7 protein-coding genes are annotated in these 13,568 nt (G+C 44.1%); all 7 read right to left on the bottom strand.

Annotated elements, in window-relative coordinates:
* Window positions 1–98: 98 nt before the first annotated feature.
* Window positions 99–2,255, bottom strand: coding sequence for a heparinase II/III family protein (locus ABZD21_RS01130; RefSeq protein ID WP_372772217.1), 2,157 nt, complete (start codon window positions 2,253–2,255; stop codon window positions 99–101).
* Between the two features lie 39 nt (window positions 2,256–2,294).
* Window positions 2,295–3,980, bottom strand: a complete 1,686-nt coding sequence (locus ABZD21_RS01125) for a polysaccharide lyase 6 family protein (RefSeq protein ID WP_372772215.1) — start codon at window positions 3,978–3,980, stop codon at window positions 2,295–2,297.
* A gap of 28 nt (window positions 3,981–4,008) precedes the next feature.
* Window positions 4,009–6,276: a heparinase II/III family protein gene (locus ABZD21_RS01120; RefSeq protein ID WP_372772213.1), complete on the bottom strand. Its 2,268-nt coding sequence runs from the start codon at window positions 6,274–6,276 to the stop codon at window positions 4,009–4,011.
* A gap of 4 nt (window positions 6,277–6,280) precedes the next feature.
* Entirely contained in the window at window positions 6,281–7,237 is a 957-nt protein-coding gene (locus tag ABZD21_RS01115) for a sugar phosphate isomerase/epimerase family protein (protein WP_372772212.1), read from the bottom strand.
* Window positions 7,238–7,372: 135 nt separating this feature from the next.
* Window positions 7,373–8,824 (bottom strand): IPT/TIG domain-containing protein, encoded by a 1,452-nt coding sequence (locus ABZD21_RS01110; RefSeq protein ID WP_372772210.1) that lies wholly within the window; start codon window positions 8,822–8,824, stop codon window positions 7,373–7,375.
* Between the two features lie 18 nt (window positions 8,825–8,842).
* Window positions 8,843–10,390 carry a RagB/SusD family nutrient uptake outer membrane protein gene (locus ABZD21_RS01105; protein ID WP_372772208.1) on the bottom strand — a complete coding sequence of 516 codons (1,548 nt, stop codon included), beginning with the start codon at window positions 10,388–10,390 and terminating at the stop codon, window positions 8,843–8,845.
* A 23-nt stretch (window positions 10,391–10,413) separates the two neighbouring features.
* Window positions 10,414–13,533 (bottom strand): SusC/RagA family TonB-linked outer membrane protein, encoded by a 3,120-nt coding sequence (locus ABZD21_RS01100; protein WP_372772207.1) that lies wholly within the window; start codon window positions 13,531–13,533, stop codon window positions 10,414–10,416.
* Window positions 13,534–13,568: the final 35 nt, after the last annotated feature.

Genomic DNA, 13,568 nt, shown 5'->3' with positions numbered 1-13,568 from the left:
TTGTCCCAACCCTGAAACTGACGAGATACACCTCCACCGAGGTCTTCCCATTTCTCACTGTTTTTTATAAATTTTTCGCTTGCCATAACTTTATGTTTTTATTGAATGATTAATTTGTAATGCTTAGTGCCCTCAGCATCAAGTTGAAGATGAATGACTTTGTCGGTCTTCAATTCAATATTGATTGTTGTTCCGGCAGAAGATTCTTCGAGGCTTAAATTTTTCACCGACCCTTCGGATTGCATAACCGATTCGCTGACCGGGTTGTAGTTGCCATGAACTTCGTAAACCACCAACCGGCTTAGGTTTTTACTTTTGGGTTCGCGGATCATCATTCCCTGCAGATTGCGCAGGTTGAAATCGGGATCGTTGGCTCCCAGGCGGGTTAGCACCAGTTTTGTGGCCGGGCTTGTTAGAACGGACATGGTGTAGAAGGATGTTTTGTTCATCCAGCAAACCGAAGCCGTTGATGGCAGGTTTGAAGCTTCTGCTTCGACCCACAAATGCTGATACCCGTTTTTGCTGCCCATTGCGGCCTGTTTCTCGGGGCGTTTGTAGTCGAAGTTTGTGTTCATTACTTGTCCGTTGAAATAAACCGGCAGATCATAATTGGCTTCTTTTTCATTCGCTACCTTAAACAAGTCTATCAGGTAAGTGCGGCTGTCGAGTTTCAATAAAGCCATAGTGCGGTTTAGCACCGCTCCCTGATAGCAGGACGAGTCGGTGGCTGAAACAATTTGGATTGAATCGTTATCCAGATCAATGAAACTTAGTTCCGGATGCGATTCTTCAGCCAGCTTGGCGTCGCCGTTATAGTTCGATTGCTCGTTGATGAGCATGGTATTGTGTGCTACGGTTTGTTTTGCCCAACTATAGTTTTCCGGCAAATAGCGGCCACCCTGCTTTGCTTCAACATTGAGGTAGCGGGCTGCTCCGTAGTCGGGAATAATCTCCTGTCCCTGGTCGTAAAGCATAAAGGCCAGGCGGTCAAAATGTCCGTGTCCCATTCCCTGCGAGCTGAATTTAAATAGAACAGAAGTTTGACTTTCCTGATTTTCGGTGCGCAGCATGGCCAATCCACCCTGGTCGCCATTAGCTCCGTCGTGAATGAGCATGGGGGTGCGCTCAAATTTCGCTGTTTTGCCTTCTGCAATGGCTTTAGCCACTTCCAGTCCTTCGATACTTAGCATGACTTTTTCATTCTGCTGCACCACGTCGAGCAACTGAGCGTTTTGGTTGTGCGCATAGGCAATGTTGGTTCCAAAAATCAACTCGGCCGAAATCCACGATTTTTCTTTGATCGCGTCATTTATCGGGTAGAAACGTCCGTCGGTATTGGTCATCTGTAAAAGAGTTGTTACCGCTTTCAGCAACACACCGTTTTTATACTCAAAAATCTTTGTTTCCGGTAAATTGTTTTTCAGTGTTTGGGCAAACACGATAAACGGAAGCAGCGCGTACCGCTGGTAGTAGGGGCCCTCGGCGTAGTAGCCATCAGGCGAGAACAGATCGTTAATTTGTTTCAAAAATCCACCCGATCCGTCAAGCTTTGTGCTGTACAGTGCCTGCTGAACCATCAGCGAGTCTCCCAGAACGATTCCTGTCATTCCGACTCCGGACACGCACCATGTGCCATGGTTGTGCACACGGTCGAACGAATAAGGATCTTCAACGGTGAAGAATTTAACCACTTCGTGAAACAGGTTGGTTTCGATGTTTGATCGGTCCTCGGGTGAAAGGAAATCATAGATACAGTCATAAGCCTGGATGGTATAAACCAGCCAGACAGATTCGTTCAGTCCCTGCCAGAACAACTTTCCGGGCGCCTGGTTTTTTTGCTCGGGATGGATTCCCAGCGTAGGGTATAATTTGGCATACTCTACCAACATGTCTTTGACAAAAACAGCATACTTCTCATCGCCCGTCAGCTGGTAAACGATACCGGCCGAGTACATGTCGGTGTAGTTTTGTTTGTGTTTTTCGTGCGTGTAGCCTCCTCCCGGATCTTTTGGGAAGGGGACAACAATCCCCGATTCAATGGCAAGGTCGGCCGTTTCTTTGGTTTTCTCAAACGATTCCTTTAGCAGGGGATACTTTTCAATCCCATCGCGAATCGTAGCAACATCCTGCTTTTTCAGTAAAAGTGTCGGATGTTGGAGACCCGAGGCACTGTCGGTGCTTTTTGTTTCGGGTTGGCAGGACGCGAAACCGGCCAAAATCCAGAGTGCAAAGGCGTATTTTAATAGCTTTTTCATTCGTAGCGTGTTTTTATTGTTTCTATTTCTGAATCCGATTTATCGGTTTAGTTTCATCGAATATCGGCCACCGGAATCACGAATTTCGACGATGAATAATTGCGGAAATCCGGAAACTGATGCCAGATATTGGTTGTCGTTGGTTTTGCTTTTCGATAGTAATTTTCCGTCCAACGTGTAAGTCGAAATAATACGGTCGCCGTATCCGTCAAAGGCGATTGTTAGTTGATCGTTTTTGACGTAATAGCGCTCAACAGACTTTTTGATATCCGATGCAGCTGTAGTAATCGAGTAGGAGGGACCGACATCTTCTTTGGTAAGCGGACGGATAAGGATTTGGTTATCTGATTGTTGATCGCAGCCAACATCTTTTAGGCTTGACGGTCGTGCCTGGCCGTCAATATCAACGCTCAATGTGTCGAAAGCACCGGTTAGTGCAGCTCCAATAGCTTGATTTCCTGTTGTTGGGCGTTGCAAATCGCCCTGGCTAACCATTGGAAGGGTAGCGCCGGTTGTGAATCCGCTTGGGGTAGCCATGCCTGTTGATGTGGCGTTGGTAATATTTCCGGTCCAGCTAATGCCGGCTGAAGTGTCGTATTCTTTAACCACCTCGGCAGAGCTTCCGGAGGTAATCACCAAATTATTTTCGATAACTGAATTTGCGGGAGCCAATGACTTCTCGGTCGATTTTTCGGCTCCAATGGCAAAAGCCTGACGACAGTTGACAATGGTATTGTATCCGATGGATGCTTTAAGAACTTGTTTGTAGCCGTTTGCAGGTGAATCGGGAATGCCGTTTACCAAACAAATTGCTGCCCGGAATGAGGTTCCGTTTAGGTTTTCAAGGTAGTTGTTGTATACTTCATGTCCTTCACCAATCAGGCGTATACCACCACTGTTTTTTGTTGCTCCGCCAAAAAAGAAATTACCGTACACCTTGCAATAGGAGCCATGCCGAAGGGTTAAGGTTCCGTTGCAGTTGGTAAAGGTGTTGTAACGGTAAATATTTCCGACCGATTTATTTGATATGATCTCAATTTCGCCATCACACTCTTCAAATACGTTTAACTCCACAATACAATTTGAGTTATAGCTTTCCCAATCGCTGGTGCCAATACGAATTGTTTCGCCACCATTAACGCCCAAATCGGGGCGACTGCCAAAGTAATTGTGGTCAATTTGGTGGTAGTCGGGTGTGGCGTCCAACCAAACCACCAATGTTGCTCCCGAATTTGTTTTGCCGGAAAAGCTGCAATGGTCAACCCGGTTGTACGTTCCGTATAGCGAAACATATTTGGAATCGACTTCTTTGTTGGCCGGGCTGTATGCATCGATGGTGACATTCGTGAGCCGTGAATGATTGGCAAGCAAAGAACCATCGCGAAATTCAATAACAGGGACTTCTTCGGTGATTGCACACTCCCGAAAAACAACATTCTTTACTTCAAGATAATTGCCTGCTATTTTCATTCGCGATGTTCCTGTGAAAATTGTTTTCATCGTTTCATCCCCCATAAATACAATGGGCTTTGTTTCACTCCCATTGCCTTTGAAAACAACTTCCTCGTTCAACCATGTTTTAGCTGCCAATAAAACCGTATCACCCGGAAACAGACTTGTAGCAAGGCTGCTGATTTCCGATGCCGAGCTAACCGGATAAACTGCGGCATTTGCCTGTGTGGCAAACATGCAGCTGATAATTAAAATGAATATGGTAAGTTTCATAGATCGTGCTTTACAGCTTTCTGATTTTTTAAAGTTTAGTTTGAATTAATTCACCCGGTTTAATCGTCAACCGTTCGTTTCCGAAACGAATTGAAGCCGGCTTATTTCCACAATTAGTGATGCTTGATTTTTCACCATTGGCGACTATCCACAGATTCGTTTTTTGATTTTCAATTGAAATCCGGGTTCCCTTTACTTCAATTTCCGAAGCATCCATAAATAGGAAGTTCTCCTTTTTTGAGACGATGACTTGCGCATCGGTTCGGATGCTTGAGGGACAATGGCTGCTGGAATAGATCTTCCATCCTTTTACGCTGAAATTGTCGAATGCGATTTCATCCAGCCGTTCGTCGAAATCTTCGAAAGGGAACAGCAGGGTAATCAGATTCGCCTGTTGCTGAAATTGTTTTGTAAAAACAGCACGTCCTTTACTTCGAACTGAAGATTTCAGGATTTCGTCGGCAGAATCGCCCAACTGTATAATTTCCAGTCCGGCACCATTCGGGAAAACCGACCGGATATGGGTATTCTCTTTTTCAACATCGTAGTGGCCTTGCCAAATTTGTTGGGCTGTATGGCCCGGCTCGGTGGCCGAAACGACATCATTTACCAGCCAAAATCCGTCTTTCATGAAAATAACACTACGAGAGGTTTCCGCGCCAATGTCATTGTAGCCATCATGGGTTCCAACAAAAAGATCCATAACCGGTGTTTTTACCCATGAAATTACAGATGGAGTCGGTAATTTAGCCCATTTCCCAAATCCACTTCCTCCGGTATTTCCGCTCCAATCTCTTCCGTGTGGAATGGAGTCGATCAGCAGCACATTCTTTACCCACGAGTTTTTGAACTCAGCGAGATCTTTCAGGTAGTAGCGAACCTGATAGTTGGACAGCAACATATTTCCATAGGCATAAGCCTGAACTCCCAACATGTCGCCATGTTGATGATCGGGTTTCTGCGGCGACAGTCCGGCGCTGATGGCCATGTATAAATCTTCATCGTCCCAACCCTGACGCATGATGTAATAGCCGGTTTGTGGCAATTCGCACGATCCTACCTTGGGCTCTTCCTTTTTTACTGTTTTTAGGTTCGAAAGCTGCTCCGGTCGCAAAAACCAATAGTCGGTCGACGAAACTTTCGAGGAAGCAAAATATTTATAGGCTGGTTCGCCAATCAGGGCTGTTCCCAGTGCCATTGTATTGCCAATTTCGTTGAATTCGGCCCAGGGTGAATCGGTATCGTCTTGGAAAACAGGTGCTTTTTTGTTCGGCATGGCAATTTGCATCATCACGTCGAAAAGCCCTTTAATCCGGGTGTCCCAAATCGGGTTCAATTTAATCTGATTGATTTGAGCCATTTGCCAGGGGTAGAAATAGTTCTCAATATCGTCGATATGGTAATGTACCGAACGTTCAAACTGAAAGCCATCGGCATAAATTTCTTGTTCAAGGTGTTCTTCCAGGCGCTGCAACGAACGCACTTTCCACTGATCGGCTCCTTGTATTTCAGGGAAAAGAAAGGCCAACATGGCCAAAGCGCTCATACCGCGGGTTTGATGGTTTCCCTCGTTGTATTCCGGGTTGAAATGGTACAATTGGGCTCCCGTGTGTATAAATGTCCGGATCATTTCGAGCTGCTGCTGCCAACTGTAATCTTTTGATGCCAGCAGACATTGGTGTGCAAACAGCCAGTTGAACATTCGGTTGCCTGCCCGGTAGGCTTCAAAGGCGCCGTTTCCGTCTTCAATGGTTTCCACCAGTCCCTGGTTGAAAGCCAGGTTCAGCGATTTTGCCTGTTCCGGGATATAGTTGACTAAGTTGATGTCGTTTTTGTAGAAATAGAGCAGCGCGATATCGCCCGCCTTATGTTGCCGGGTGAGGTGCCGGTATGGGTAGGAGGTTACTTCCTCTCCCTTAAGGTTGTTGAAAGGTATTTTCCATTGAGTGGAGGCAGGATACAAGTCGAGATGTTCCTGTGCTTTTTTGGCATGATAGCTTTCACGTCCGGAATACATTTGGTTGTATTCGGCAAAACGAACCGGAAAGTTTTTCCAGTCGAAAAAGTATCTGTTTGAGAATTGTTCCTTGAAGTAGGACGTCAGTTTTTCAAGCGCCAGATCGGTTTTACCTTTCCGGTAAAGTTGTTGAATTTCGCGAAGATCCTCATTGTTTTCATCTAACAGATCAATCAATTCAGAATTGCTTATGACATGATCATACGGAACCTCATTCAATTGCGCCCGGGTGCTGAATGAAAGAACGATTGCGAGGAATAGGAATACAGATTTCAACATCGGATTAGTTTTGTTTTAACCAGTTTCGAACAATAGAAATGTCTTGTTTCATGGCTGCGATAACTTCGGCAGCGGGTTTGGTGAGATGGGTTGTGCCATTTTCGGCTCCTCCCAATTCGTATTCAAAATGCATGGTGATATCACCTGCGATATGCTGTTGGTGAATAATTTGGAAAAAACGGGCGAAATCGACCATTCCTTCCCCAAGGGGAACGGTGACTGGCGACCATTTGCCGTTTATATTTTCCCATCTAAAATCTTTCAGGTCGAAGCTGTTTATTTTATCGGCCAGGTAGTTTAGGCCAATTGGCCACGACTGTCCTCCTTCGGCTGTGGCGTGGCGAATATCGTAGCGAACACCTAAATAGTCCGGATCAACGCCTTCCAACATCAGGGCGATGTCCCAAACCGGTCCGCCTGCCATTTCTCCGGCATGATTTTGATAAGCGCCTTTCAATCCAAATTGCTTGTTCAATGCCGCAAGTTTCCGGAGTTTTTCGTTGAAAATGCGAATGTTTTCGTTTACGGGGATTGACCAGTCGTACGACAGCCATCCTAAACGGTAGTTAGTTATTCCCTGGTCTGCTGCTGTCTTCAGTATCTGAACCGTGAGTTCATCGTCCGGATCGGTGATCGCGGTTGTCATCCGATCGGCCAAAAGTCCGTTTTCGCGAACCGCTTTCACAGCTTTTGGCAAGTCTTCAGCAACTCGTTCAGGTAAAACGTGTCCTTTCGGACGAACGGTAAGATCAACTCCATCGAAGCCAATCTCACGGGCTGTTTTTGCCATTTCTGAATAGTCGAGCCATTGCAGATGTTTTGAAAAGATATAGATTTTTCGATCCAACGTGTTCTTCAACTCGTCATCGAGGACTGCACCAATTAATCCCTTCGAACTAAGCATCATTAGCGAAGCCGACAGGAGCGAAACATCTTTGATAAATGATCTTCTATTTTTCATGCCGTGATAATTTGGGAGTTTAAGGATTTTGAGAAATGGAAGGGGACAGAGGTATCTGTCCCCCTCATTTCTTTTCATAATCTATATCAACAACTAAACCTAACTATTCGTTGTGTTCCGGGTTTTCTTCCGGATCTACTTTTGGAAGTAGTAATTAAACTTGATGTATGAACCATCGCCACTTGCCTGTCCAATGTTTTCAGGAGCATCGGCAAAGGTTTCTGTTATCTCCAGGAACCCATATTTGATGGTACCATTCCAGTCTTGTTTCACGATGATTACATCGCCGGCTACAAATTGATCGGTATTTCCGGTACCGGTTGTGTAAATCTTAAGGTCGCTTGTGCTTGCACCAAAGTTTGCCACAACATCCGAATCAATATTGGTCAGTGTTTTCGCCTTAATTGCATCAATGTATTCTTTGTGCTCGGTATTGCTTGCATCCAGCACTCCCAACTGAGATACTTTCACCGCATTTTCGCTCGGAAGTTTTTCGCCGGTAGTACCGCAGGCATAGTTTTTAATTACACTACCTGCGTTACCAGCTTGTCGTAATTGGATATATCCACTTTTCGACGCGTAGGCGATCAGTGAAATATTTGGCTGCAATACAGTGGTCCAATCGGCACAGGCATCATACACTAATCCGGTATTGAAATCGAGGAAATACTCTCCGTCAGCACCTCGTGCAAATAATTTAATGCCTGAATAGTAGTTTACGGTTGGTACAACCAGTTCGAAATCCTCGCTAAGCGTTTCCACTTGAGTTCCACCAAAGTAAGTGGCCTTAACTGTTACACCGGTGGTTGTCAGGCTAAACTGATCTTCGGATACTGAAACAACTAGTTTTTCTGATGTTTTGCTTACAATTGAAGCTAATTGATCGTTGAACCAGATTTCATCAATCAGTGTCAGGTTTTCACCTTCGAAAGTGATACCGGTATTTGTAACGCCTTTATCGGGAATAACATTAAACGCAGGAAGGATGCGATATAATGTGATTTTACCTGTAGACATTGCCTGCGAAAGTACACCATCGTTGTTATAGGAGAAGGAAACACTTGCGGGCTCTTCTGATTCATCAAAAAACGGTACTTCAACCAGGAAGAAATCATCCGTCGCTTCTACAATGGTGGCTTTCGACGATCCAAAGTAGACCCCATAAACAACATCCAGGTTTGTACCTGTTATTTTCATGGTGCTGTTTGGAAGCACCTGAGCGTCATCAAAATCAGCAATAGTGGGTACTGCTGCTACCACCGTGAATTCACTGGCCGATGAAACTGAACCGATATTATTTGTGACAGTAATCGGGCCTGAAACAGCCCCCTTGGTCAATTTAGCGACCAACTCATTGGAACTAACCCGATACTTAACCGTTGCAAGGCTATCGCCGAAATAAACGGTACTTACCTTTCCCAGATATTCTCCTTTAATGGTAATCTCATCCCCGGAACGACCTGAAGTCGGCTCGAAGCTCTCTATTACAGGCGCTTGTTCTTCTATTGTATTATATACTAATTCTTCCTTACATCCAAAGTTGAATGTAATCATTAGCATCAATAGTATTAAACTAATATTTTTCATTGTTCTTTTTTTTATTGATTAATAACCAGGGTTTTGCGTTGCATTAGTTGCAACGGTCATTACACTATTAGGGATCGGCAATAAATATTGCCACTCCTGAAGTTCTCTTGCACTTTCGCTTACATAGCTCATATCACTTATTGCTCCGGCGTAGTACGAGTCTGAATCAACGGTACCATCTGCTGCAATTGAGTTTATAATAATTTCAGAGTTGTAATGAGCTTTCATAATCGTAGCCAGTCTGTCGGTACGAAGCAGGTCGTAGTAACGATGATTTTCGAACGCGAATTCAAGGCGTCTTTCGTTTTCAATAACGAGCATCATATCCCATTGCGAAGGCACATCCTCTTCAAGTATCGACTCAAGGCCAACCCGATTTCTCACGTCATTTACATACGGCAATGCAGCGGCAACAGTCGATGTTTCATTCTCAATTTCAGCCAACATCAGTAGTACATCTGCAAAGCGAAGAACGATCCAGTCGTTTTCAGCATCTAGTTCATTATCAAAGGATGAATAGTACTTTAGAACGAATGGGTCAGCATTAAGATTACCACTGTCGTCGATCCATGTGGCTTTCAGAGCCGTGTTTTTGCGAACCTCATCACCTTCGGCATCATATGCCTCTATAAGGTCGTTGGTAGGTGTGTTGTAGTTGTATGCTCTACCCGATACGAAAGTACCATCGCGAGGAGAAAAATAGTTCGCAAACGGTGATCCTTGTCCATAACCTCCTGATAGATAGCGAACGGCGAATATGATCTCGTTGTTCATTTCGTTATTCACATCAAATACACTGGCATAACTACCAAGCAGGCTGTGTCCACTATTGTTTTTCACATCAGTTAAAATCGTTTTCGCATCGGAGTACTGTTCCAGGGTCATGTAAACTTTTGCAAGCAGGGTTTTTGCAGCCCATGATGTAGCACGTCCAAGGTCTGAACTGTCATAACTGTCAGGGAGTAGGGCTGTGTTTCCGGAAGCTCCGGCTGCCAGGCTCAGGTCATTTTCGATGACATCATACACATCTTGAACCGAACTGCGCGGAAGATTATTTCCTTCATCAATACTGAGTCTCTCGGTTACAAGAAACACGGGTCCATATAAACGAACCAAGTTGAAATAAACGTAAGCCCTGATAAAACGAGCTTCACCTTCTAGCTGGTTCTTTAAATCGGCATCGGCTACAACATCAATATTCTCCAGCACCACATTACAGTTGTCGATTGCTTTGTAGGCCGATTCCCAATAGCTTGTATTTTCATCATGGGTTGTTTCAACCGTGAAATTATCTAGCTGTCGTAGACGAACATTGATTGCATCGCCGGTATTTTTTATGTACAAACGTGCGTTGTCGGAGCGTACTTCAGACAAGCGCCATTCTTCATTGGTCAGACTTCTCAGGCCGCTGTAACAAGCCATCGCAGCCATATTCATTTCCTCGTCGCTGGTGTAGAAGCTGCCTTCTCCGAGCTGATCTACCGGTTCCTTGTCTAAAAATTCTTCGCATGAAGTGAATGCCAAAACGGCTAACGCCATTAGAGCTATATTTATATATTTTTTCATAACCTATCTGATTATTTTAGTGATTAAAAACTAATGTCGATACCTGCACTGTATACTCTCTGAATTGGGAATGCTCCTCGTTGGTAACCATCAACCAGTGGGCTTGCATAGTTGCTGCCTGAAGTTTTACGTGCTTCGGGGTTAATACCTCTATAGTCAGATGACCACAAGTAGAACAGGTTTTGTCCGCTTAAATAGACCCTCACATTAGAAATGTTAGCTTTTCGTGCAATGCTCTTTGGCAAAGTATAACCAATTGTAAGATCGCGCAGCGCCGTGTAACTGGCATCTTCTACTGCATAATCAGTCTGTACTTGTGTTATACCGTTTCTTTCAAATGGAGTTTTACCATCACCAGGATTATTTGCATCGATCCATCTGTTGGCGGTGAAATTTTTGTTGTATCTCACTGTTTCCGCGTAGTAGATATCACCATTTACAATCTCGGCTCCAACTACACCTTGGATAAGAAATGAAAGGTCGAAGTTTTTGTATGTAAAGTTATTTGTGATACCCCAGGTGAAATCGGGTAGCGGATTGCCAATAACAGTAAAGTCATTCGCATCAATTACATTATCGCCGTTAACATTCACAGCTCTCAAGCCACCAGGAGCGTCACTTACATTCGAAGGGTTATTTGCAATTTCATCTGCTGAAATCCAAACACCTTGAGTTTTGTAGCCATAAAACTGCACCAACGGATCGCCGACTCTTGTCAGGTACATTTCACCTCTTTCACCAGTCGTAATTTGTTCATTTTCGCCTCCCAGATCGAGTACTTTGTTACGGTTCATCGAGTAGTTAAAGGTGGTGTTCCATCTGAAATCGCGCGTGTTAAAGTTGCGGGACGTCATTACGATTTCAAGACCTTTATTCCGAACTTTACCTTCGTTACTCCACGCTTCGGTAAAGCCTAAGATCGAACTCACTGAGCGCTCATACAGCAAACTTTTAGTAATTGAATAGTAATAGTCAATTCCTAAATTAATGCTACCATTGAAAGCGGTAAGATCAATACCATAGTTAAATTCGTTCGTTTGCTCCCATTGTAATGAGGAGTTTCCAATAACGTTTGACGTATTCGAGATACCGGGAACCACAGAACCGTTTGAGCTACCCAGTGAATAGCTGTTTGGCGACAATACGTTGGTATTCGCGTAGTTTGGAATATCATCAGTACCTGTTACACCATAACTGGCACGAAGTTTCAACTGGTCTACCCACGATACTGAGCTTTTAAAGAAATCTTCTTCAGAAATACGCCATCCCATTGATACTGAAGGGAAATATCCCCAACGGTTTTCCTCACCAAATTTGGAGCTACCATCTCCCCTGAAACTGGCTGATAATAAATATTTATCGGCATACGAATAGGCAAAACGAGAGAACAACGACACTAATCCTTCTTCTTCTTGCCATGTACCGGTAACCAGTTCTTCGTCGTCATACTGCAAAATAGTACCGGCAGCATTGAGTGTGCGAATGTAATCGGTAGGGAAGTTGTTCCCATAAATACCGGCTGTTTTCATTTTACGTTCCTGGATCGAGAATCCGAGCAACGCGTCGAAATCATGATTTCCTTTTTTCATCGAGTAAGTCAGCGTGTTCTCCGACAATAAGTCAGTAAACAATTCATTTTCGTAGAGGGCTTCGCTAGGCGACGACGCTGTTTTTGAGTTCGCGTTTTTATAGGTGTCCTCAACAGAATATTCTACGTTGAAACCATTTGAGGTTTTGAACTGCAAACCTTTGGCAAGTTTCAGGTTTAGGAAAATCGAACCTTGCATGCGATAGTCATCTCTGGAGTAAAATTCGTTATTCATAACCGACAACGGGTTGTTGTTCGATGTGCTGTAAGGAGAAGCTATTGCAGTTCTTTCCAATCCGGTTTGAGGGTCGATACCGGTATAGGTTTTATTGCTGTAATGATATCCATGAGAATAACTTCCTACCTCTTGTCCGGTAAGAGCTGCTGTATACTCGTTATGATATACCGGCAAGTACCTTGGAGTACGCACGAAATCAGTAAACGGGTTAGTCGGGCTAGCCTTTTTTGTATAGCTTGGAGACATGCTCACACCGATTTTTGCAATGGGTGATAATTCTGCTTCAATTTTTGCTCTCACATTCAATCTATCATACTTATTCTGAAGCATAATACCCTCGTCGCCCAGGTAGGACGATGAAATATAGTATTTCAACCCTTTTTTACCGCCCGAAACGTTAAACTGAGCATTAAAAACTCCTGCTAGTCTGAGCGCTTCTTTCTGCCAGTTTGTGTCTTCGGTTTGTAAGGCAGACATAGCGAAGTAAAGATCACTGATAGTTGATTCAGAAACGTTGGCTTCGTTGACTTTCATCGCTATGAATTCGTTCTGAGTCATCATTGGGTGCAACTCATAAATGTCTTTAACACCATACGATGCACGTACATTGTATTTGGGTTTATCCTCGTTACCACTTTTTGTTGTAATGATAATAACCCCGTTAGCAGCTCTCGATCCGTAGATGGCTGCTGATGCCGCATCTTTCAATACTTCCATCGATTCAATGTCGGCTACATCAACTAAACTCAACCCATCCGAAATCGGGAAACCATCAACGATAACAAGCGGTTGTCCGTTTGCACTGATCGATCCGTTTCCCCTTACAGTAATCGTAGGAGACTCACCCACCTCGGAAGTGGTATTCTGAATTTGAACCCCGGCTACACGTCCTTGTATCGCCTGGTCGGCTCTACCTCCGGGTATGTCCTCAAGTCCTTCTGTATCTAATTTTGCAATGGCTCCGGTTAAATGCGATTTCTTTTGCGTACCGTAACCTACTACTACGACTTCATCAATACCTGTTACATCAGGTTTTAAGTCGATGAGTAGTTGTTGTTGACCACTATACACAATTTCCTGGTTTAGATAGCCAATAAATGAAACAACAAGAGTTACGTTTTCAGATTTGCTTGAGAATGTAAAATTCCCGTCAAAATCAGAAATGGTTCCGTTAGTTGTTCCTTTTTCTAAAACTGTGGCCCCGATAAGAGGCTCTTTACTAACGGCGTCAACAATTGTTCCTTTGATTGTTACCTGCGCCGACAGTTGCCACGTAAAAGCCATGACTATGGCTAATAGGCTTACGATTTTTTTCATTAAGTTAATTTTTAGTAATGGAAAATTGATTGTAT

Source organism: Mangrovibacterium sp. (assembly GCF_041596335.1).
Taxonomy (GTDB): Bacteria; Bacteroidota; Bacteroidia; order Bacteroidales; family Prolixibacteraceae; genus Mangrovibacterium.
This window is presented reverse-complemented; position numbering and strand designations above follow the sequence as displayed.